21 protein-coding genes are annotated in these 20,452 nt (G+C 61.3%); 8 read left to right on the top strand and 13 right to left on the bottom strand.

The genetic code is table 11. The annotated features are described in order from the left end of the window. Position 1: 1 nt before the first annotated feature. The 7 genes from rsxA to FYJ74_RS08290 form a co-directional block, all read right to left on the bottom strand. The gene (rsxA, locus tag FYJ74_RS08320; protein WP_154529115.1) at positions 2-580 is read right to left on the bottom strand and encodes an electron transport complex subunit RsxA; all 579 of its coding nucleotides are present in this window, start codon (positions 578-580) and stop codon (positions 2-4) included. After that, a complete protein-coding gene (gene rsxE / locus FYJ74_RS08315) occupies positions 577-1,308 on the bottom strand; it encodes an electron transport complex subunit RsxE (RefSeq protein WP_154529114.1) in 732 nt (243 codons plus the stop codon). Before rsxE ends, rsxA begins: the two co-directional genes overlap by 4 nt. After that, a complete protein-coding gene (locus tag FYJ74_RS08310; RefSeq protein ID WP_154529113.1) occupies positions 1,309-1,881 on the bottom strand; it encodes an RnfABCDGE type electron transport complex subunit G in 573 nt (190 codons plus the stop codon). Further along, positions 1,865-2,803, bottom strand: a complete 939-nt coding sequence (locus FYJ74_RS08305; RefSeq protein ID WP_078015743.1) for an RnfABCDGE type electron transport complex subunit D — start codon at positions 2,801-2,803, stop codon at positions 1,865-1,867. Before FYJ74_RS08305 ends, FYJ74_RS08310 begins: the two co-directional genes overlap by 17 nt. Continuing rightward, entirely contained in the window at positions 2,803-4,146 is a 1,344-nt protein-coding gene (gene rsxC, locus FYJ74_RS08300; protein ID WP_154529112.1) for an electron transport complex subunit RsxC, read from the bottom strand. The genes FYJ74_RS08305 and rsxC overlap by 1 nt, the downstream gene beginning before the upstream one ends. Before the next feature lie 316 nt (positions 4,147-4,462). Beyond that, complete coding sequence (locus tag FYJ74_RS08295) at positions 4,463-4,903, bottom strand: MerR family transcriptional regulator (protein ID WP_154529111.1); 441 nt, start codon at positions 4,901-4,903, stop codon at positions 4,463-4,465. Positions 4,904-4,980: 77 nt separating this feature from the next. Further along, the gene (locus FYJ74_RS08290; RefSeq protein WP_154529110.1) at positions 4,981-5,274 is read right to left on the bottom strand and encodes a hypothetical protein; all 294 of its coding nucleotides are present in this window, start codon (positions 5,272-5,274) and stop codon (positions 4,981-4,983) included. A gap of 32 nt (positions 5,275-5,306) precedes the next feature. On the opposite strand from FYJ74_RS08290, the gene FYJ74_RS08285 reads away from it, so the two are divergent. The 5 genes from FYJ74_RS08285 to FYJ74_RS08265 all read left to right on the top strand — a co-directional run bounded on the left by FYJ74_RS08285 (position 5,307) and on the right by FYJ74_RS08265 (position 10,423). Further along, on the top strand, positions 5,307-6,779 hold the full coding sequence (locus tag FYJ74_RS08285; protein WP_407692119.1) for a sensor histidine kinase: 1,473 nt from the start codon (positions 5,307-5,309) through the stop codon (positions 6,777-6,779). A gap of 1 nt (position 6,780) precedes the next feature. After that, entirely contained in the window at positions 6,781-7,476 is a 696-nt protein-coding gene (locus FYJ74_RS08280) for a response regulator transcription factor (protein WP_154529108.1), read from the top strand. A 418-nt stretch (positions 7,477-7,894) separates the two neighbouring features. Further along, positions 7,895-8,500 (top strand): methyltransferase family protein, encoded by a 606-nt coding sequence (locus FYJ74_RS08275; RefSeq protein ID WP_326830913.1) that lies wholly within the window; start codon positions 7,895-7,897, stop codon positions 8,498-8,500. Positions 8,501-8,551: 51 nt separating this feature from the next. After that, a complete protein-coding gene (locus tag FYJ74_RS08270) occupies positions 8,552-9,790 on the top strand; it encodes an MFS transporter (RefSeq protein WP_326830912.1) in 1,239 nt (412 codons plus the stop codon). 120 nt (positions 9,791-9,910) lie between these two features. Then, positions 9,911-10,423, top strand: coding sequence for a hypothetical protein (locus FYJ74_RS08265; protein WP_154529107.1), 513 nt, complete (start codon positions 9,911-9,913; stop codon positions 10,421-10,423). A gap of 334 nt (positions 10,424-10,757) precedes the next feature. On the opposite strand, the gene FYJ74_RS08260 is transcribed toward FYJ74_RS08265, so the two are convergent. The 6 genes from FYJ74_RS08260 to FYJ74_RS08235 form a co-directional block, all read right to left on the bottom strand. Then, a complete protein-coding gene (locus tag FYJ74_RS08260; RefSeq protein WP_154529106.1) occupies positions 10,758-11,849 on the bottom strand; it encodes a glycerol dehydrogenase in 1,092 nt (363 codons plus the stop codon). Between the two features lie 143 nt (positions 11,850-11,992). After that, positions 11,993-13,189 (bottom strand): dihydrolipoamide acetyltransferase family protein, encoded by a 1,197-nt coding sequence (locus FYJ74_RS08255; protein ID WP_154529105.1) that lies wholly within the window; start codon positions 13,187-13,189, stop codon positions 11,993-11,995. 19 nt (positions 13,190-13,208) lie between these two features. Next, a complete protein-coding gene (locus tag FYJ74_RS08250; protein WP_229769424.1) occupies positions 13,209-14,234 on the bottom strand; it encodes an NAD(+)/NADH kinase in 1,026 nt (341 codons plus the stop codon). Positions 14,235-14,259: 25 nt separating this feature from the next. Further along, positions 14,260-15,237, bottom strand: coding sequence for an alpha-ketoacid dehydrogenase subunit beta (locus tag FYJ74_RS08245; protein ID WP_154529103.1), 978 nt, complete (start codon positions 15,235-15,237; stop codon positions 14,260-14,262). A gap of 33 nt (positions 15,238-15,270) precedes the next feature. After that, on the bottom strand, positions 15,271-16,230 hold the full coding sequence (locus tag FYJ74_RS08240; protein ID WP_154529102.1) for a thiamine pyrophosphate-dependent dehydrogenase E1 component subunit alpha: 960 nt from the start codon (positions 16,228-16,230) through the stop codon (positions 15,271-15,273). Between the two features lie 50 nt (positions 16,231-16,280). Further along, positions 16,281-16,631 carry a Lin0512 family protein gene (locus FYJ74_RS08235; protein ID WP_154529101.1) on the bottom strand — a complete coding sequence of 117 codons (351 nt, stop codon included), beginning with the start codon at positions 16,629-16,631 and terminating at the stop codon, positions 16,281-16,283. A 229-nt stretch (positions 16,632-16,860) separates the two neighbouring features. Here FYJ74_RS08235 and FYJ74_RS08230 point away from each other — a divergent pair, with 229 nt between their 5' ends. Genes FYJ74_RS08230 through lpdA form a run of 3 tightly spaced genes read left to right on the top strand, consistent with a single transcriptional unit; the run spans position 16,861 to position 20,408 of the window. Next, on the top strand, positions 16,861-18,096 hold the full coding sequence (locus tag FYJ74_RS08230; RefSeq protein WP_195838863.1) for a sensor histidine kinase: 1,236 nt from the start codon (positions 16,861-16,863) through the stop codon (positions 18,094-18,096). Then, on the top strand, positions 18,093-18,989 hold the full coding sequence (locus FYJ74_RS08225; protein WP_154529099.1) for a helix-turn-helix domain-containing protein: 897 nt from the start codon (positions 18,093-18,095) through the stop codon (positions 18,987-18,989). Before FYJ74_RS08230 ends, FYJ74_RS08225 begins: the two co-directional genes overlap by 4 nt. Before the next feature lie 15 nt (positions 18,990-19,004). Next, complete coding sequence (gene lpdA, locus FYJ74_RS08220; RefSeq protein WP_154529098.1) at positions 19,005-20,408, top strand: dihydrolipoyl dehydrogenase; 1,404 nt, start codon at positions 19,005-19,007, stop codon at positions 20,406-20,408. Positions 20,409-20,452: the final 44 nt, after the last annotated feature.

The raw sequence follows: 20,452 nt of genomic DNA, 5'->3' as shown, positions 1-20,452 counted from the left end.
CCTACTTGACCAGGCCGCTGAAGCCCATGAAAGCGATGGACATCAGCCCGGCGGTGATGAGCGCGATCGGCAGGCCGCGCATGCAGCGGGGCATTTCCGCGTTCAGCTCGATCTTCTCGCGGATGCCGGCCATCATCACGATCGCCAGCATGTAGCCGACGGCGGTACCGAAGGCGTTGACGACGGCGGTGAGCAGATCGTATTTCTCGTTCATGTTGATTACGGCCACGCCGAGCACGGCGCAGTTGGTGGTGATCAGCGGCAGGAAGATGCCCAGCGACTTGTACAGCGCCGGCATCATCTTCTTCATGACGATCTCGACGAACTGCACGAGCGCGGCGATGATGAGGATGAAGGCCAGTGTGTAGAGGTACTCCAGTCCGAGCGGCACGAGCAGGAAGTTGTAGGCCAGCCAGGTCATCACCGACGAGAAGGTGATCACGAACACCACGGCCAGGCCCATGCCCTTGGCGGTCTCCAGTTTGCTGGAAACGCCGAGGAACGGGCAGCAGCCGAGGAAGCGCATGAAAACGATGTTGTTGACGAAGATGGAGCTGACCAGCAGACCCAGCAGATTCATTTCGCCTCACCGTCCTTTTTCGCGGCGCAGTCCGTCTTATGGCACGCGCCCGCCAGCGCGCAGCCGCTGCACGAGCCGAGCTCGGCCCAGCCGTCGTAAGTGGATTCGGCCAAAGGCGCGCGGCTTTTCAGTTCCTTGCGGATCTTGAGCTGATGCATGACGGCCATGAGCACGCCCAGCGTGATGAAGCCGCCGGGGGCGAGAATGGCCAGCAGCGCGGGCTGGTAGAAATCAGGCGCGAAGACCTGAACGCCGAAGACAGTCCCGGCGCCGATCAGTTCGCGGAGCGAACCGATGATCACCAGCGCCAGCGTGAAGCCAAGCCCCATGCCCAGTCCGTCGCAGGCCGAGACAAAGACACCGTTTTTGGAGGCAAACGCCTCGGCGCGCGCGAGGATGATGCAGTTGACGACGATCAGCGGGATGAAGATGCCCAGCGCCTTGTCAAGCGTAGGGAAATAGGCGGCGATGATCAGCTGCAGGACGGTGACGAATCCGGCGATGACGACGATGAACGATGGGATGCGGATCTCGTCGGGGATGAAGCGCCGCAGCGCCGAGATGGCCACGTTGGAGCCGATCAGTACGGCCGTGGCGGCCAGCCCCATGCTGAATCCGTTCATGGCGCTGGATGTGACGGCGATGGTCGGGCACATGCCCAGCACGAGGACGAAGATCGGATTTTCGGCGAAAAGGCCGTTGACAATTGTTTTGAGAGGACTGCTCATTTACTTTGCCTCCTCTTTTTCCAAATGGGCTTTCCAGTAAGCGCGTGCGGCATTGACGGCGTCGGTTACGGCGCGTGACGTGATCGTGGCGCCGGAGATGGCCTGGATCTGGCTGCCGTTCTCGGGCGGCGTCTTGGTGACGTGCAGATCGCCGTCGGCCAGCCGCCCGTGGAACTGGCCGGCGAACGCGGGTTCGGAAGCGCGCGCCCCAAGGCCGGGCGTCTCGCTGGACTCGAGGATCGCGATGTCCATGACGCGCCCGGCGGCGTCGATGCCGCAGATCAACGTCATCAAGCCGCCGAAGCCTTTGGGCGTAAGCGTGAAGTTATAGCCGAGCGTTGTGCCGCCGTCGGAGCCGGCAAAAATCTCACTGATGATGCCGGCGTCGGCTTTGAGCGCCACGGGCGTGAAGTTTTTGGCGCCTGGCAGCGTGGCCGCCAGCGCCTCGTTCTTCTGGCGGACGCGCTGGGCGGCGATGGAGCCGCTGGTGACGTTCTGCACGGCGCCGAGGACCAGCCCCGTGACGGCCGTGATCGCGAACAGGATCGAACCGAGCTTAGCGATTTTTGGCATGGCTTTTCACCTCTCCGAAAACGCGCGGCTTTGTGGCGCGGTCGATCAGCGGCACCAGCAGGTTCATGATCAGGATCGAGTAGGAGACGCCCTCGGGATAGCCGCCCCACGTGCGGATTACCGCCGTGAGCAGGCCGCAGCCAGCGGCGAAGACGATCTGCCCTTTGAGCGCGATCGGCGACGTGGTGTAGTCGGTGGCCATGAAAATGGCGCCGAGGAACAGCCCGCCGGACAAAATCTCAGCCAGCGGCGCCGCCGGACGGCCGAAAACCGTGCACAGCGCGGCGACAACGGCAACGTAGACCGCCGGAACCTGCCATTTGATAATATCTTTCCAGAGCAGCACGGCGAATCCGATCAGCAGCGCCAGCGTGCAGCTCTCGCCGATGCAGCCGCCCGTCCTGCCGAGGAACAAATCGAGGTACGAGGGCAGGGCGCTCACGTCGCCGGATTTCATCAGCGCCAGCGGCGTAGCCGTAGACACCCCATCCAGCGTCCAGGTCGTCATCGGCACCGGCCAGCTGGCCAGCATCATGGCGCGTCCGGCCAGCGCGGGGTTGACGATGTTGCCGCCGAGGCCGCCGTAAAACTGTTTGACGACGACAATGGCGAACAGCGAGCCGCCGACGGCCATCCAGTAAGGGATCGTGGGCGGCAGATTGTAGGCCAGCAGCAGGCCCGTCACAGCCGCCGAGCCGTCGCCCACCGTGACCGCGCGCCCCGTGCATTTTTGCCACAAGAATTCGCAGAAGACGCAGGCGAGCACGCATACCGCCATCACCGCCGCGGCGCGAGCGCCGTAGCGGACGACGCCCATGACGCCGGCGGGAACCAGCGCCGCCAGCACCCAGGCCATGATCTGCGGCGTCGTCAGACCGGCGTGGGCGTGCGGAGAACTTGAAACGACCAGCTTATAATCCATTATTTCCCCGCCGCCTTTCTCTTTTTGCGCTGCGCCATGACGAAGCTCTTGCCGTCGCGGCAGCTCTGCGTCAGCGGCCGGCAGGCCGGGCACACGTACGTGCAGCTGCCGCACTCGATGCAGTTCATGCCGCCTTCCGCTTCGAAGCGCTCGTATTCCTTGTTCAGCACCAGAGAATCCAGCGCGCTGGGCACCAGCCCCATCGGGCAGGCGTCGACGCAGCGCCCGCAGTGAAGACAGGCCGAAGCGCGTTTAAGCAGTGTCGATCGCGCCGTCAGCGCCAGAACGCCGGACGTGCCCTTGACGGCGGGAACGTCAAGCGAGCGCATCGACATGCCCATCATCGGGCCGCCGGCCAAAACTTTGACGGGCGTTTCTTTGAAGCCGCCGCAGAAATCGACCAGCTCCCGAATGGACGTGCCCAGCGGGATCCGCACGTTCTTGGGTTCGGCGATTGCGTCGCCGGTGACGGTGACGACACGCTCCGTCGACGGTTCGCCGAGGGCGATGGCGCGCCAGCACTGCTGCACGGTGCGCACGTTGGCGATAATACAGCCCACGTCGGCCGGCAGCGCCGTGACCACGTACTCCTGCCCCGTCAGCGCCTCGATCAGCATTTTTTCGGAGCCTTGCGGATACTTGACCGTCAGCGGCTGCACGCGCACGTTCTTCACGCCCAGGCGCGCGACCGACTCGGACAGCGCCGCGATGGCCTCGGGTTTGTTGTTCTCCACGGCGATCACGCCCTCGGCCTCGGGGAAGAGGCGCAGCAGCAGCGCCGTGCCTTTGACGATCTCGTCGGTCGATTCCATCATCAGGCGGAAGTCGCAGTTGAGGTACGGCTCGCACTCGGCGCCGTTGACGATGAACCATTTAATCTTGTCCTGAGGCGGCGGCGCGAACTTGACGGCCGCCGGGAACGTGGCGCCGCCGAAGCCGACGATGCCCGCCTCGCGGATGCGCTGGAGATATTCTTTGGGATCGCAGTTCTCGTAATCGGGCAGCGGAACCCAGCGTTCTTCTTTCTCGTAAAGTCCGTCGTTTTCCACGACCACGCAGGTGTCGAACGAGCCGGGCACCGTTTGGCGCGGCCCCACTTCCTTCACCGTTCCCGAGACGCTCGAGAGCACCGGCGCGGAAACGAACGCATCGGCGCTGCCCAGCGGCGTGCCGACTTTGACTTTGTCCCCCTTGGCGACGACGGGCGCGTTCGGCGCGCCGATGTGCTGCGACATCGGAAACGCCAGATCGCCTGCGGGCAGATACGGCTCGATCTGCTTGTCCCGCGTCAGATCCTTGTTCTGAGGCGGATGCACGCCGCCCCAAAAAGTAGGAAATCCCATAAATCTTTCCCCCTTTTGCCTTTTCCGACAGCGGCTGAGTCTGCCGGATCGACGTATTTTGTATACGCGGATCGATTCGTTTTTAATGATAGCATTTTTTATGGAAAACAAAAGATTGATGAAGCAAGAAACATGTAAATTATACTTGAAAATATAATGATGTGAATAATGGCGCAAAGATTTTATATAAAAACGCCGCGTCGGCACGGCGAAATTCCATTGCGCTTCATTCGTCTTCCTGCGGCGCGTGGAACCTCGCAAAAGGCGAAACAAAAGCCGGGATCCCGATCGTTCGCGGAATCCCGGCTGATATTTTTCATAGAAGTTTCCCGGACGGATCGCAGGCGCAAGGCGGCATTTTCAGTTTTTCGCCGCCGCGGTGGATTTTTTCCGTACCGGCGTCGACGGCGGTACGGTAATAATTGCATTTGTAATTGATGAAATCAAGGACGGCCTGATCCTCGCTGAGCTGCCGTTCCATGGCCTGACGGCGGCGTTCGAACAGTTCGAGGCGCTGCCGCAGCGAGGCGTCGCCCTCCTTCAGCAGCTGGATGAAGCGGGCGATCTCCTTCAGCGGCATATGGGCCTTTTTCAGCCACAGCACGATTTTCAACGTCTCGATGTCGCCTTCCGAAAACGCGCGGTAGCCCGAACTTTTGCGCTCGAGGGAGGGCAGCAGCCCCTCCTTGTCGTAGTACCGAATTGTGCTGACGGGAATGTTCAACATCTGCGCCGCCTCTTTGATCGAATACTCCATGGCTCTCACCCTGCTCTTCAATAAGATCACAACGGTGATAATCTAACATTGAAGTGGGCTTCAATGTCAAGGGCCGTTCAGATGGCGCAGCCCCGTACGGGCAGGTAGAGGCGCGTCACGTAGTCGTAGTCTTCACGGTGCCGGGTCATCGAGGCGCCGCGCCGACCGGGTAATCTTCGGGCGACGTCCTTGCCGGCGCGGACGTAAACGCGGAAAAGCCGCGCCGTTTCGGCGGGATGAAGCGAGAACCGCCGCGCCTGCGGGCAAACGCGTATAATTGTGGTAAACTGACGGCGGCGGGGTGCCCGGCGAAACGCGCAGGGCGTGTTTTCGAGAATCTTGAACGGAGAAAGCGTGATGTGCGGTGACAATCAAAAAGAAGCTGATCCTTTCGAATATTCTCATGATCGCGGTGCCCGTGCTTCTCGCGGCGGCGTTCGCGGCCGCCGCCCTGAGCACGTACGGTCACAGCTACGTAGCCCCCGTGCTGGAAATGTACGAGGCCGAAAACGGCGTTTACTCCGCGCAGAATGTCATTTACGCCTGCAAGGATGTGCTCTCGTCTCCGGAGGAATGGGAGAAGTACGACTGGTACGAGGATCACGGCATGGTCATGAGCGAGCAAGCGTCGCCGAAGATGAGAATGCTCGAGGAAACGCTGCGAGACATGGGCTACCACTTCGAGATTGCGATCAGCCGGAAAGTCGTTTACAGCAATTTTCTGAGCGAAGACCGGGCGTATATCGACAGGAATTTCGGCTCGTCGTTGGACAGCGTCGAAAGTCTGACCATGACCGACGCCGGCGGTTCCATCGTCAAAAACGGCTTCGGACCGGAGCGCGAACGCGGCAGCATCACTGCCGTGTTTCTGACGAAGCGGCGCGGCGGCGTTCGCGGCGATTCCTATGTGCAGAAATACGTGGTTGCTTTTCTGGCTGCCTTTTTGATTTTCATTCTACTGACGGTGGCGCTCACCAATTATCTTCTCAGCGGAGCCATCAGCCGCACGATCCTCAAGCCGCTGCGCATCCTCAAACTCGGCGCGCGCGAAATCGCCGGCGGAAACCTTGACTTCAGGCCGGATTATGCGAAAGACGACGAGTTCGGCGACGTCTGCCGCGAATTCGACCGGATGCGCGACCGCCTCAAAGAGTCCGTGGCGGAAAAACTGCGGTACGAGAACTACCGCCGCGAACTGCTTTCGGGCATTTCCCACGACCTGCGCACGCCGCTGACGGCGATTCGCGGTTACGCCGAGGGACTGACGGACGGCGTCGCCGACACGCCCGAAAAACAAAGAAAATACTGCCAGGCCATCTGCAGCGGCACCATGGAAGTGGAGGCGCTGGCGGATTCGCTCCTGCTCTTTTCGCGGCTGGAAAACAAACGCTACCGCTACCGCCGCGAGCGCGTCCGCCTCGACGGCTGGCTCGACGAACTGATCCGTCACTGCCGCGCCGCGTCCGGCGGCCGGCTGCGGCTGAACTACGAGAACCGCGCTCCGTCCCTTGAGGTGGAACTCGACGCTCAGGAGATGCGCCGCGTGTTCGCCAACCTGTTCGACAACAGCGTCAAGCACGCCGGAAAAGACGGCGTTTCGGTCTCGGTGCGCGTCGAAGCGGAAGCCGGCTGGGCGAAGATTTCCGTGGCCGACGACGGTCCCGGCGTCGCCGCGGACGATCTGCCGCACATTTTCGAGAGTTTTTACTGCGGCGACAAGTCGCGCGCCCATCCCGAAAGCGGCAGCGGCTTGGGGTTGGCGATTGCCCGGCAAGTCGTGGAAGGGCACGGGGGAACGATCACGGCGCGCAACGACGGCGGACTGACCGTCGAGATCAGAATTCCCGAAGCCGCGCCGGCGAAAGGAGCGGGATAGCATGCGGAAAATCCTGATTGTGGAGGACGATCGCCTGATCGCGGAACTGGAGCGCGACTATCTGGAAGCCAACGGCTTCGCGGTGGAGATCGCTTTCGACGGCCGCGAGGGGCTGCGTCTGGCGCGGACGGAGGAATACGCGCTGCTGCTGCTCGACGTGATGCTGCCGGGAATTGGCGGCTTCGAAATCTGCCGCGAGGTGCGGCGGAGCAAAAACGTGCCCGTCGTCATGGTCACCGCCCGCAAGGACGACGTGGACAAGATCCGCGGGCTCGGACTCGGCGCCGACGATTACGTGGTCAAGCCCTTCAGCCCGTCGGAACTGGTGGCGCGCTGCCGGGCCCATATCCAAATCCACGAACGGCTTTCAAACGGAGCCTCGGCCGGCGCGGAACGCCCCATAGAGCTGAAAGAGTTGAAAATTCTGCCCTTGTCCCGCCGCGTGTTCGTCGGCGGGCGCGAAGTGGCGCTGGCGCGGCGGGAATACGAACTGCTTCTGTTCCTCGCCTCCAACCCCGATATCGTCTTTTCCCGCGAGACGCTGTTCGAGCGCGTTTGGGGCGAAGATCCCCTTGGCGACGCGGCCACCGTCACCGTGCACGTCAACCGCATTCGCGACAAGATCGAAAAGGATCCTTCCCGTCCCGAATATATCGAAACGGTCTGGGGCGCCGGCTATCGCTTTACGGCCGGCTAGGCTGAAGCTCCGAAAAAAATCCCTTCTGTTTGCCTCCGGCGCGCGCCGAAGAAAACGGAAGGGATCTTTTTACGCGGCTGCGCGAGACAGAGTTTAGGAATTGTTTAGAATTCGCTAAGAGAAGCGTTAGGTCTCGGGCGTACAATCTCTGCCTGAAAGGAAGGCCGGGGGCTTTCCCGAAAAATCATGACGGTGTCGCTTCGGAAGAGAGAAACGTGACGTACAAAAGACTTCGCTGCCTTCGTTTTCGGTTCTTTGTTTACGCGGCGCTCCGTCTCCGCCGCGCCGCTTGATCTGGCGCAGGTGACGTGGTATCAGGGCGCGAGCTGTTTGTACCGTTTCGGTCTGTTGAAAAGGGCCGCGGCACAGCGCGCCGTCAGGTGGACGGCGAACTGAATGGGACAAAGGGGTGGCGTTCGTGGAATTCTTCGTTCGTTATCGGACCAGGCTGTCGCAGCTGGCCGGCGTTTTTTTCGCGGGACTGTGCGCCTTTTCGGGGAAAAAACTGGAACTTTCGTTTCCGGCGGCGGCCGAGGCGATGTTCGCCGCGGGCTGTCTTTTGGCCGGGCTTGGGGCGGTGGGACGGATCTGGTGCGCGCAGTATATCGCCGGTTACAAGGCGGACCGCTTGATCGACAAAGGGCCTTATTCGCTCTGCCGCAATCCGCTGTACTTTTTCAGCTTTCTCGGCGCCGTCGGCGTGGGCTGCTGCACTGAATCGGCGACGCTGGCGCTGGGCGTTGCCGCGGCCTTCGCGCTGACGTATCCGGGCGTGATCCTGTCCGAAGAAAGGGACTTGCTGGAGCGCTTCGGCGACGATTACCGGCGCTACATGGCGGCCGTGCCGCGCTTTATCCCCCGTCTTTCGCTCTTTGCAGAGCCGCGGGAATATGTCGTGACGCCGCGCGTGTTCCGGCGCGAAGTCTTCGACGCGGTGTGGTTCGTCTGGCTCGCCGGGCTGCTGGAGCTGCTTGAGGTGCTGGGCGAGGCGGGGGCTCTCCCCAAACTGTTCTGGATCTATTAAAATACGGGCGTGAGCGCTTAAAAAAAATTTTCTCGAAAGCCGTGAGTCTTCGTGAATGAACGAGTCAATGAAAACAAGGATCTGAAGCGCGCCGCGCTGTCGTTCATCGTGCTGATGGGCGTCGTCAGCCTCTTTTCGGACATGACGCACGAGGGCGGCAAGAGCATTCTCGGCGCTTATCTGAGCTTGACGGGAGCGTCGGCGGCGGCCGTGGGGTTCGTTTCCGGTTTCGGCGAGCTGATCGGCTATTCGCTGCGCTGCGCGACGGGGCGTCTGGCCGACCGCACGAAGAGGTATTGGCTGCTGACGATCGTCGGCTACGCCGTGGACCTTCTCGCCGTTCCGGCGCTGGCGCTGGTTCCCGAAAACGGCTGGCTCTGGGCGGCGGCGCTGATCGTCGCGGAACGCGCCGGCAAAGCCGTCAAAAAGCCCGCCAAGGACACGCTGCTGTCCTTTGCCGCCGCGCAGAACGGCGTGGGGAGGAGCTTCGCGCTGCAGGAATTTCTCGACCAGCTGGGGGCGTTTTTGGGGCCCGCGGCGCTGTTTGCCGTGATGTACTTCAAAGGTTCCGGCGACAGCTTGGCTGATTACCGCCGCTGTTTCGCGCTGCTGGCCGCGCCGGCCTTGGTCACGCTGGGGCTGCTGCTGGCGGCGCGCCGGCTCTTTCCGCGGCCGGAGAATTTCGAGCCGGATACGAAGAGGGGCGCGGCCGGACGTTTCGCCCCCGGAAAAAAATTCACGATCTATATCTCCGGGATCAGCCTGTTCGCGCTGGGCTTCATGGATTTTGCGATGATTTCCATGCACGTCTCGCGGCGCGGCTTGATGCCGCCGGGCGCTCTGCCGCTGCTTTACGCCGCGGCGATGGGCGTCGACGCGGCGGCGGCGCTCGCTTTCGGCTGGCTTTACGATCGCTGGGGCATGAAGGCGCTGGCGCTGTCGGCGTTGCTGACGGCGCCTTTCAGCGCGCTGATCTTCCTGCTGCCGGGCGGCGGGGCGCTGTACGCCGGCGCGGCGCTGTGGGGCGCCGGCATGGGGGCGCAGGAATCGATCCTCAAGGCGGCGGTGGCGACGCTGGTTCCCAAGGAGTGCCGCAGCTCGGGCTACGGTTCGTTCCAGGCGGCGTTCGGTGTCTGCCTGTTCGCGGGCGGCTGGCTGATGGGCTGTCTGTACGACCGTTCCCCGGCGGGGATGGCGATCTTCTCCATGTCGGCCGAACTGGGCGCGGCCGCGCTTTTTTGGCGTACGGCGCGGCCGGAGCGGGGCGGCGAAGGAAAAGCCGCCGCGTAAACGCGTCGGAACCGGCCGGCAATCCCCGGAGAACGCGGACGCCGTGCTATAATGTGCTTGAACTCAGCCGGCGGAATTTTGCGGCGAGAAAGACATTCGAGAAAGGCAGAGGGGAAAAACATGAAGCGCACGTTGTTATCGTTTTTGGGAGTGTCGGCGCTCTGCGCTATGCTGGCCGCGACGGCAAACGCAGCTTCACGGGAGCTGACCCCGTTTTCAGGGTACAAGCCGGCGAAAGAAAACGCACCGGCCGCGAACCGCGTCGAATCGCGCGTGCGCGCGCAGTGGGCGAAAGACGCCCCGGCCGGAATCCCCGTCTGCGGCGAGTTCGTCGCCAGCAGTTCGGAACCGCAGGCAAAAATCCTCTTTTCGACCGATCGCGCCGTAAAAGACTTCAAGGTGCTGGCGTTGGCGTTTGAAAGCGTGGACGAAAACGGAAAAGTCTCGTTCGCGGTCAAGGAATTGTATCGGCTCGACCAGCTCACGCCGGAACATCCTCTGGCGGTCGTGACAACGTTTTTCGGCGACCTGCCCAACAACGGCGTCTCTTACGTCGGCGAAGACGGCGCGACGCGGAACTTCGCCGTCAACGTGAGCGGCGAGGACGGTTCGCTGATGCTGACGGAGTTCTGATACTATTTCTCAATCAAAATACCGAACACAGAGGCGCTGCGGGGGAGATTCACGAAGCGAGTTGCGCAGACCGCGCAGCGGTCGGGGTAGTCTTGAGCGACTGAACTCCTCCGCAGCGCCCTGCAAACTATATGAGTGCTTTCTATTGAGAAATAGTATGATATTCTCGGGAGCCGCAGCGAGAGAGACGTGCCGACCGCGATGTTCCACGTGGAACACTGCCTATGAAAAATCCCTGACGTTTCAGTAACCGTCAGGGATTTCTTTGCATTATTCGCCTGTTTCCTTGCGCGCTGAAACGACGAGATGAGCCCCTTTTGGCAGCGGAGCGGCTCTATTTTTTGCCGGCGAATTCGCTGCCGAGTTTGTCGGCGGCGAGAATGGCGTCGAACAGCTGTGCCGGGGTGACGTCGCCGATCATGTTGTGGATGGATTCGCCGGCAATGCAGGCTTTTTCGGCGGCGAGCATGACCCGCTCGGGATCGGCGACGCCCATTTCCGCCAGCGTGATGGGCAGGCCGACTTTTTGGCAGAAATCCATGACGGTGAGAAACTCGTCGCGTCCCGCGCCTTCGAGGATCAGCTGCACGAGCGTGCCGAAGGCGACGGCTTCGCCGTGCATGGCCGTCAGCTCCTTGAGGGCGGTGAATCCGTTGTAAACGGAGTGGGCTGTGGCCAGACCGCCGTTGTCGGCGCCGACGCCGGAGAGGTAGGTGTTGGCCTCGATGATGGCCTCGACGTCGGGGGTGAGGAGTTTCAGCTCGACGGCGGCTTTGGCGCGTTCGCCGTGAGCGAGCAGCGTCTCGTAGCAGAGCCGGCACAGGGCCATGGCCGAACGGGTGATGCCGCCGTTTTCCAGCGAGGGGGCCTTGGCCTTCTCGCACATGCGGGCCTCGAAGTAGGTTCCCAGCGCGTCGCCCATGCCGGAGACGAGGAAGCGCACGGGAGCTTGGCAGATGATCGAGGAATCGACGATGACGGCGTCGGGATTGTTGGGGTAGAAGATGTATTCCTTGAACGTGTGGTCGTTTTCGTACAGCACGGACAGCCCGGTGCAGGGAGCGTCGGTCGCGCAGACGGTGGGGATGGAGATGACTTTGCGCCCCTCGTAATAAGCTGCCGGCTTGGCCGTGTCGATGGCGCTGCCGCCGCCTATGCCGGCGACCACGTCGATGTTCTCGTCGCGGATGATCTTGCGCATCTTCTCGATCTCGCCCACGGAGCTGACGCCGCCGAACACTTCGAAACGCAGCGTCACGTCCTTGCCGGCGCAGCTCTTCTCGATCTTGGGGCGGCACGCCTTTTCGCCGCTTTTCGAGCAGATGAACAGGAACGACGTGCCCATGTCCTTGACGATGTCGTAGAATTCGTTCAGCGCGTTTTCTCCCTGAACGTATTTGTGCGGGGCTCTCATCAGTTTCAGCATTGTTCGTTTCCTCCTGTTTTCGGGGATTGAGGGTGCGGCAGCAACGTCGCGTTCCGTTATGAGGTGTTTCGATTGAGACTCGCTATCGGTCTTGCGCTGGTGGGAGCGCGCCCGCGTCACTCTCGAAGCGGCGGAAACGCGCTCTAATACAGCGCTCTGGAGGGCATTTCGATCATCCGCATCAGGATGCCCAGAAACTCGGCTGCCGGAGCGCCGTCCACGATCCTGTGGTCGTGAGACAGCGACAGCGCCATCATCGGACGGATGCGAACCTCTCCGTCCACCGCGACCGGCACGTCTTTGGTGCGGCCGACGCCGAGAATGGCCGCCTGAGGCGGGTTGATGATCGGGGTGAAGTGCTCCGTCGAGCGGTAGCCGCCCAGATTCGTCAGGGTAAAGGTTGCGCCGGTAAAATCTGTCTCCGTCAGGCGATTTTCCCGTGCGCGCGCCGCCAGGTCCTTGATCTCCGCGCTGATCTCGCGGAGCCGTTTTTTGTTGGCGTCGCGCACGACGGGTACCACGAGGCCGTTTTCCAGCGCGATGGCGATTCCCATGTGGACGTTGCGATAGATTTTGATCCCGTCCGGCTCCATGAGGGCGTTGAAAATTCGCTTCGTCTCCAGAGCACGGGCGGTGAGCATGACGAGAAGATCCGTCACGGTGACTTTTTCGCTCTCCGGCAGGTTTTCGTTGATAGCCCGCCGTGCGGCCAGCAGTTCCGTCATGTTGACGCTGGCATGATGGTCGACCTTCGGGATCTCCAGCCAGCTCCTCAGCATGTTCTCCCCGATGACCTGGCGTATTCCGGCATAGGGCATGATCTCGAAGGCGTCAGGCTCGCCTGGCGCCGGCGAAGTTTCCTGGGGAAGCCCCTGCGCCAGGGCCCTTTCCACGTCCTCGCGCACGATACTGCCGTTCGGCCCCGTCCCTGCGAGGCGCGACAGATCGAGGCCGTGCTGTTCGGCCAGCTTGCGAGCCACGGGAGTCGCTCTCGGCTTTTTTCCGCCGGCGCCGGGCGCCGATTTCGATACGGCCGCAGCCGCGGCTGGCTGTGCCGCCTCAAGGGCCGGCGCTGCGCCTGCCGCGTCGGGAACGCTCTCGCCGGCCGCTCCGATGTAGCCCATCAGTCCCCCCACGGGAAGTTGCGTTCCGACAGGGGCCGTTATCCTCAGAAGCACCCCTTCCGCCGTGGCCTCGAGCACGTTCGCGATCTTGTCCGTCAACACTTCCGCGATCGCCTCCCCCTTCCTGACGGGATCGCCTTCTTTTTTGAGCCATTTGCCTATCCTGCCGACTTTCATGGTGAGCCCTAATTTGGGCATTGTGATCTCGGTTGCCATAGATGACCTCCAGCAATTGTCATTGCAGATGAATCCCCAGCACCTCCGGCCGACTGAAGAAGCCGTCGGCAACAGCATTCCTGAGAGCCCGATCCGGGGCCACCACGTTCGGACCATCCCGATCCAAGCGGATCTTCCCGCGATCTCCCTCTTGGAACTCTACCTCCCGTTCGCCGTCCAAGGCGACGATACAGGGAATAGGTGCGATCTCCACGCTTTCCCCAAGTTCCATGCGGCATGGGGCGGATGTCCCGACCGGAAGCAGCAATCCCGGAGCGATGGCGGCGACGCGGTCCCGCCTCGAGGGATCCAAGGCGATGAAGGCACCCCACGGATCGTGGACGGTCACGGGAGCCAACGTCCCCAGCAGAGAGGCGATACCGATGTTATGGGCCTCGCCGCGCGTAAAAACCGCCATCCGCATGTCCTCCACATCCCACATGGCGCGGGAAGCGACAAACGGGTTGTCCAAAACCACCGCGTCGATCAGGGCGATGTCCGCGAGGACGCCGTTCCGAAACACGGTGAGGCGTTTTGAACGGTGCACGGCGTCGGCGCCGGCGTATCCTTGGGCAACGGCTCCGGCGGCAAGCCCCGCGATCGTCCCCTCCAAGAAAAAGGGAAAGACGTTGTTCGTGCCCGTAGAGATGGGGAGCAGGGGGACATCCCCACAGCTTTTGGCGACCATGCGGTTCGTCCCGTCGCCCCCCAGTGTCACGATGCACCCCGCCCCCGCCTCGGCAAGGGCGGCGGCTGCGTTGCTGGAGTCGAGCTGCGTCGCTGTCAGCTCCATTTCCAGCGGCGCGATTTCCAGATTCAGGGAGTCACTGCGGCGCATGCCCGCAACCGCTTTGGCGACAATGCCGTAGTAGTCGGGCATGTAGAGCACGCGCTCGACCCCTGTACCCGAGAGGGCGAGCAGAACCCTGCGGACGATGTTTACCTTCTCCTGATTGTCGAAGACCGTGCCATAGGCGACCAAACGGCGAATGTCCTTGCCGGACGCCGGATTGGCGATGATTCCCACCGTCGCGGGAGCTGCCATCCTCATATCCCCTTTCGGTCCGAGCTTAACCCCGGACAAGTTCCTTTGCCGCCGCGACGATTCGCGTCTCGTCGGGAATCCAGAGCTTCTCCAGAGCGGGGCTGAAGGGAATGGGGGTGTCGGGGGCGGTGACGCGCTTGACGGGAGCGTCCAGGTAACCGAATCCTTCGTCGGCGATGACGGCGGCGACTTCTCCGCCGAATCCGCCGGTCTTGACGGCCTCGTGCACGATCACCGCGCGTCCGGTCTTCTCCACAGAGCTCAGCAGGGTCTCTTTGTCCAGAGGCGTAAGAGTCCGCAGGTCTACGACCTCTGCGTTGATGCCCTCCGCCGCCAGCATCTCGGCCGCGGCAAGGGTCTTCGGCACCATGCCGGACCATGTGATGAGGCTGACGTCCGTGCCGGAGCGCTTGATGTCCGCCTTGCCGATCGGGACGACATACTCTCCTTCCGGGACGTCCCCTTGCATCCCCAGCATCAGCTTGTGCTCCAAGAACACAACGGGGTTGTCGTCGCGGACGGCAGCCTCCAAGAGCCCTTTGGCGTCCGCCGGCGACCCCGGCATGACCACCTTGATGCCCGGAATATGAGCAAACCACGCTTCATTGGACTGTGAATGCTGGGCGGCAGCCGAAACTCCGGCGCCGACGGGCGCGCGAATCACCATCGGGATTTTTGTCTTGCCGCCGAACATGTAGCGCATCTTGGCCGCCTGATTGTAGAGCTCGTCCAAGCAGACGCCCATGAAGTCGGCGAACATGATTTCCACGATCGGACGCAGTCCCGTAGCGGCCGAGCCCACTCCGAGCCCCATGATCGCCGTCTCGGTAACTGGCGTGTCCACGACGCGTTCCTTGCCGAACTCCTCCTGCAGGCCCGCCGTTACGCCGAAGCAGCCGCCGAAAATTCCCACGTCTTCCCCGGCCAAAAACACGCCGGAGTCCCTGCGCATCTCCATGCGGATGCCGTCCCTGATCGCTTCACTGTAACTCATCTGAGTCATCGTTTTCACCTCTTCTTGTCCGGATGGAATCACTCAGGCCAGTACGTCGGTGAGCAGCTCGCTTGGCGACGGATCGGGGCCGCTCTCCGCAAACTGAACCGCGGCTTCGATCTTCTGAAGGATTTCCTTCTGCATGGCCGCGAGCTCGTCCTTGGAGGCGTATCCCAGTTCCTCCAAACGCTTTTCAAGACGTGGCAGCGGATCCTTGGCAACCCAGTTCTTCTGCTCTTCGGGATCCTTGTATTTTCCCGGATCGCCCTCGAAGTGACCGCGCTGGCGCCAGGTTTTGCATTCGATCAGGCTGGGCCCGTCGCCCTTGCGGGCGTTTTCGATGGCCGCGCTGGCTGCCTCGTAGACCGCCATGACGTCGTTGCCGTCCACGCTCGCGCCCGGTATGCCGTATCCTTCGCTGCGGTCGGCGATGTCGTTGATGTTCATGCCCGCTTTCTGGTAGTTGGAAATGCCGTACATGTTGTTCTCGCAGACGAAGACGACCGGCAGTTTGTGGATCGAGGCGAAGTTGATTCCTTCATGGAACGTGCCCCGATTCGAGGCAGCGTCTCCGAAGAAACAGACTGTCACATCGCCTGTCTTGCGGTATTTGCAGGAAAACGCCGCGCCTACGGCGATCGGGAATCCCGCTCCGACGATCCCGTTGGCCCCGAGGATGCCCAGGTCCACGTCAGCGATATGCATGGATCCTCCCTTGCCCTTGCAATACCCTGAGGCCTTTCCAAAGAGCTCGGCCATCATCAGGTTGACGTCGCCCCCCTTGGCCAGAAGATGTCCGTGCCCACGATGGGTGCTTGTGATGTAGTCGCCTTTCTTCAGATTGGCACATACTCCCGTGGCGACGGCCTCTTCTCCCACATAAAGGTGAACGAAGCCGGGGATCCTTCCGGCCGCGAAGAGCTCGGCCGCCTTCAGTTCGAAGGAGCGAATCATGAACATCGTCCTGTACATGTCCAGAAGTTTCTCTTTCGTGACCTTCATGCCTTTACCTCCTTAAGAATTTCTCATTCACACGAATCCCTGCCGGCCGTTCATTCCACGTAGACGGTCAGGGACGCCAGTGCCACGACGATGGAGCTGCCTTTTCCCAACTGAGGAAGATGAAGCCCTTCGGTAAGCATTCCCCCTTCCTGAACTGTGAGCTCCACTGTGCCAAAGGGAACCGACTTGATCACTTGTTCTTTGTCCAGCAGTTCCGGCGTGGGGCAGCATATCTTCAGGCGAATGGACATGTCGTCCGGTTTCTCCAGCTTGGCTACCTCGAAGATCCCGCAGAGGCAGCTTTTAGAAACGGCGTCGCGTACCGCTCGCTTCGCCGCCTTCGTGACGTCCCCGCCGTGAAGATCTGCCCCCATGCCCAGCTCCACAATGAAACGCTTCATAGATGCAAACCCCCTTTCATTTCTTGATGTTAAGCCTGTTCCGAGTGGCAAAATCCGCTTCACCGCATCGGAATAAAATATTTACAAGAAGAAGTAGCATATTTTTTATCTTTATGTTATATTTTACACCAAGGGAGTTGTTAGATCAATGGGGTTGAAAAATATTGTCATAAAAGACGACATGCCAGCAGAAAAAATGTCGTCAAGACAAGACGGACAAGGCGAAGAGATGGCATTGCCCCACGGGGAGTTCGAATACGGTTCCTTCGAATGGTGGCAGGAGACGGTAGACGTCGTGAAACTGGAAGATCTTTTCCGGAGTTTCGCTCGTCTCTTCCAGGTGGGAGTTTGCTTGATGACTCCGAAGGGGCAGAAGGTGATCTTGGTCAATGCCTCGGAATTCTGCGATCACGTGCACTCGATACGCAAGGGCAAGGCCACTTGCGATGCGTGCGATAAAAGGGCCACACGAACCTCGCTGAAACAGGGGGACATTCACATTTATACCTGCGCGAACGGTCTGACCGATCTGTGCGCTCCGCTTTATATCAACGGACGCCTGGCGGGATTTCTGGCCTCGGGGCAGGTCCAGTCCAAGACCGTTGACGGCGCGGGACTTGAGGCCGTTTCAAAACGCTGGACCTTTGTGAGAAATGACGAGGAGCGCGCGTTTTTGATCGAAAAGTACCGGCAGCTTCCTATCCTGGATGAGACCGAACTGAAACGGGCGCTCGAGATCATGCGCCTTCTTTCCACGCAGATCGTCGAATTATGCGAGATCAATCTGGCTCGGCAGAAGATTCTCGAGCAGAGCCTTTTGTTGTCCCAGCAGAGGCAAAGAGGTGCGGATATGGAACACGCGCTCCATCGTGCCCAGCTGAAAGCTCTGAGGAACCAGATCAATCCGCACTTCCTCTTCAACAGTCTGAACTGTATCGCGCGCTTGGCTCTTTTCGAGACCGCCAAGAAAACGATGGAGATGACCGAGCAGCTTGCGGACTATCTGCGCTATACCCTGCAGGAGCAGAGTGAACATGGATTGGTCTGCTTCGGCGAAGAACTCCAGTGCGTGCGCAGCTACCTTGCGATCTACCGGGTTCGCTTCGGAGACCGCCTCTCTTTTTCCGTCGAGGAGGACCCGGAGGTGCGCGAGTGTCTGATCCCTTTCATGCTGCTTCAGCCTTTGGTGGAGAACGCCCTGATCCATGGGCTCGAACCCTCGCTTCGGAAGGGGAAACTCCTCTTGGCGGCGAAAAAAGAAAAGGACTCCATCCATATCGTTCTGAAGGACAACGGAGTGGGGTTCGAGATGAACCGTTTTCGGGAAGGGATGGGACTGGCGAACGTTCGGAAACGTTTGCACCTCTACTACGAGAAGTCTGCTTCCATAGAAGTCAGGAGTATCCCCCGCGGAGGAACCCGCATCGAACTGCGGCTTCCGGAAAGGCCGGTGAACCTTCCATGAACTTGGAGTCCGCTGTGTCTGCGCTTGAACTTCCATCGATTCCGCCGTTGAGAGCGCTCGTCGTTGAAGATGAGAAGCTGGAGCGCGACGCGTTGGTCTTGCTGCTCCGCGGTTTTTTCCCGTCGCTCGAGATCGACGAGGCCGGAAACGTTCCTGAGTTCGAGCGCTTTGCCCGGGAACGCCCTCCGGACATTGTGCTGCTGGACATCAGTCTTCCCGGCGGAAACGGGATGCTGAGCCTGGAGCGGTTGCGCCGCGAAGGTTTGGGCGCTCAAGTCGTGGTCGTCACGGCCTACAATACCCTCGCGAACCTGGCCCGCGCTTTGGAGGACGAGGTCGCCTCTTTCCTCTGGAAGCCGGTCCGGGCAGAGGCTCTGCGGGAGGCAGTGGAAAAGTGCGTCCATCGCCGGGAGACGGAGATCCGCCAGGCCATGCGCATCAAAGCGCTGGAACAAAGGTTCAAGGAGGCGCTCAAAGAGTTAGCGGAGCACGGAGAACTTCTCTCCGCCTCTGTGGAAGGGGTGGACGATACGGAGTGCTCGCCTGTCCGCAGAGCCGTGGCTTTCATCCGGGAGGAACCTGGCAAGGCGTCCCTGGAAGAAGCCGCGAGGCACGTCGGCGTCAGCCCCGGGCATCTCAGCCGCCTGTTCCGGGAGGAGGGCGTCCGTTTCATGGATGTATTGAAGGACGCCAGGATGCAGCGGGCGCGTACTCTCCTTCTCTCGGGGGCTTCCGTGCGGCAAGCTGCCCGGGAATCGGGATACGGCAATGCTGCCTACTTTGGGCTCGCCTTCAAGAAAATATTTGGAATCGCTCCGAGCACATTGCGGAGAAGGCCAGTGCTGTCCAAGGAAAATCCCGGCTCTTCGGCAGAGCGATCCCAATTTGTGTGACAAGGAGGGAAAATTATGGCGGAAGGATCAAAGAAGGTCGTGGTCATCGGCGGAGGAACCGGAGGATACGTTGCCGCGCTGCGCGCCGCGCAGCTGGGAGCCTCCGTCGTCCTTGTGGAGAAGAATGCGCTGGGAGGAACCTGTCTCAACAGAGGCTGCATTCCGACCAAAGTGCTGCTGCACACGGCGGAGCTGGCCTCGGCCGTCAGGGAGGGGGAGTCCGTCGGGCTTTTCGTAAAAGGGGCCCGCGTCGACTGGAAGGTCCTGATGCAGCACAAGGCGGAGATCGTCGCGCGCCTTGTCGAGGGAGTCGGTTTCCTGCTGGGGGCCAATAGCGTGGAAGTTGTGCGGGGAAACGCGGTCTTTCGTTCTCCGGGAGAGATCGTCGTCGCGCAGGAGGACGGCGCGGTGCGATCCCTGTCAGCCGATGCCTTCATTGTCGCCACGGGATCCGTTCCGGCGCTGCCGCCTGTGCCCGGGTTCGACCTCCCCGGGATCCTCACGAGCGACGGAGCTTTGGAGCTGGATGCTTTGCCGAAATCCATCCTTCTTGTCGGCGGCGGCGTCATTGGCGTTGAATTCGCTTCCGTCTTCTCTGCTTTGGGCGTCAAGGTCACCGTCGTCGAAATGCTGCCGGAGATCCTGCCGAATATGGATGCCGAACTTGTCGGGTACCTCAGGCAGATCCTGGAGGCCAGGGGCATTCGAATCCTGACCTCGGCCACGGTCAAGGCGGTTCGCCTCACGGAAGACGGATACGCGACAGTCGTCGCGACGGACGCGGAGGAAGAGATCGCCACGGAAAAGGTTTTCGTCTGTACGGGGCGCCGTCCTTTCACGCAGGGACTCGGACTCGAGGAGATCGGGGTCCGCACCGAGCGGGGGCGCGTCGCGGTCGATGGACAGATGAGGACCAGCGTCCCCGGCATCTACGCCGTCGGCGACTGTGCCTCGCCCATCATGCTGGCGCACGTCGCCTCGGCCGAGGGAGAGGTCGCGGCGGAGGTTATCATGGGACGCAAAGCGGCCATGGATTACCGGTGCGTCCCGAGCGGCGTCTACACCGCTCCCGAGCTCGCGGGAGTGGGATCGACGGAGGCGGAGTTGGCCAAGTCGGGACGCCCCTTCATCGTAGGGCGTTTCCCGATGAACTCCAACGCCAAGGCGCTGATCGCGGGGATGCCCGACGGGATGGTCAAGGTCCTTGCGGACAAAGAGACTGGCGAGATCCTGGGCATGCACGTTTTGGGCCCCAGGGCCACGGATCTGATCGTGGAAGGGACGCTTGCCATGAAATCCGAGCTGACGGTCGACGAGATCGTCGCCACGATCCACGCGCATCCTACCCTCGGCGAGACGGTCAAGGAGGCGTCGCTGGACGTTCTGAGCAGGGCTTTGCACCTGCCGCCAAAGGAATGAGGCGGAGTACGGAAAGAAAATCTATGTCAATGTCTAGGTGTCGA

The organism is Pyramidobacter porci (assembly GCF_009695745.1).
In the GTDB taxonomy this organism is placed as follows: domain Bacteria; phylum Synergistota; class Synergistia; order Synergistales; family Dethiosulfovibrionaceae; genus Pyramidobacter; species Pyramidobacter porci.
This window is presented reverse-complemented; position numbering and strand designations above follow the sequence as displayed.

Bases quoted from the DNA above. Each gene is read 5' to 3' on its own strand.
- rsxE (WP_154529114.1), bottom strand. From the start codon at position 1,308: ATGAGCAGTCCTCTCAAAACAATTGTCAACGGCCTTTTCGCCGAAAAT.
- FYJ74_RS08280 (WP_154529108.1), top strand. From the start codon at position 6,781: ATGCGGAAAATCCTGATTGTGGAGGACGATCGCCTGATCGCGGAACTG.
- FYJ74_RS08285 (WP_407692119.1), top strand. From the start codon at position 5,307: ATGATCGCGGTGCCCGTGCTTCTCGCGGCGGCGTTCGCGGCCGCCGCC.
- FYJ74_RS08265 (WP_154529107.1), top strand. From the start codon at position 9,911: ATGAAGCGCACGTTGTTATCGTTTTTGGGAGTGTCGGCGCTCTGCGCT.
- FYJ74_RS08225 (WP_154529099.1), top strand. From the start codon at position 18,093: ATGAACTTGGAGTCCGCTGTGTCTGCGCTTGAACTTCCATCGATTCCG.
- FYJ74_RS08240 (WP_154529102.1), bottom strand. From the start codon at position 16,230: ATGAAGGTCACGAAAGAGAAACTTCTGGACATGTACAGGACGATGTTC.
- FYJ74_RS08295 (WP_154529111.1), bottom strand. From the start codon at position 4,903: ATGGAGTATTCGATCAAAGAGGCGGCGCAGATGTTGAACATTCCCGTC.
- FYJ74_RS08255 (WP_154529105.1), bottom strand. From the start codon at position 13,189: ATGGCAACCGAGATCACAATGCCCAAATTAGGGCTCACCATGAAAGTC.
- FYJ74_RS08230 (WP_195838863.1), top strand. From the start codon at position 16,861: ATGGCATTGCCCCACGGGGAGTTCGAATACGGTTCCTTCGAATGGTGG.
- FYJ74_RS08310 (WP_154529113.1), bottom strand. From the start codon at position 1,881: ATGCCAAAAATCGCTAAGCTCGGTTCGATCCTGTTCGCGATCACGGCC.
- FYJ74_RS08305 (WP_078015743.1), bottom strand. From the start codon at position 2,803: ATGGATTATAAGCTGGTCGTTTCAAGTTCTCCGCACGCCCACGCCGGT.
- lpdA (WP_154529098.1), top strand. From the start codon at position 19,005: ATGGCGGAAGGATCAAAGAAGGTCGTGGTCATCGGCGGAGGAACCGGA.
- FYJ74_RS08260 (WP_154529106.1), bottom strand. From the start codon at position 11,849: ATGCTGAAACTGATGAGAGCCCCGCACAAATACGTTCAGGGAGAAAAC.
- rsxA (WP_154529115.1), bottom strand. From the start codon at position 580: ATGAATCTGCTGGGTCTGCTGGTCAGCTCCATCTTCGTCAACAACATC.
- FYJ74_RS08245 (WP_154529103.1), bottom strand. From the start codon at position 15,237: ATGACTCAGATGAGTTACAGTGAAGCGATCAGGGACGGCATCCGCATG.
- FYJ74_RS08250 (WP_229769424.1), bottom strand. From the start codon at position 14,234: ATGGCAGCTCCCGCGACGGTGGGAATCATCGCCAATCCGGCGTCCGGC.
- rsxC (WP_154529112.1), bottom strand. From the start codon at position 4,146: ATGGGATTTCCTACTTTTTGGGGCGGCGTGCATCCGCCTCAGAACAAG.
- FYJ74_RS08235 (WP_154529101.1), bottom strand. From the start codon at position 16,631: ATGAAGCGTTTCATTGTGGAGCTGGGCATGGGGGCAGATCTTCACGGC.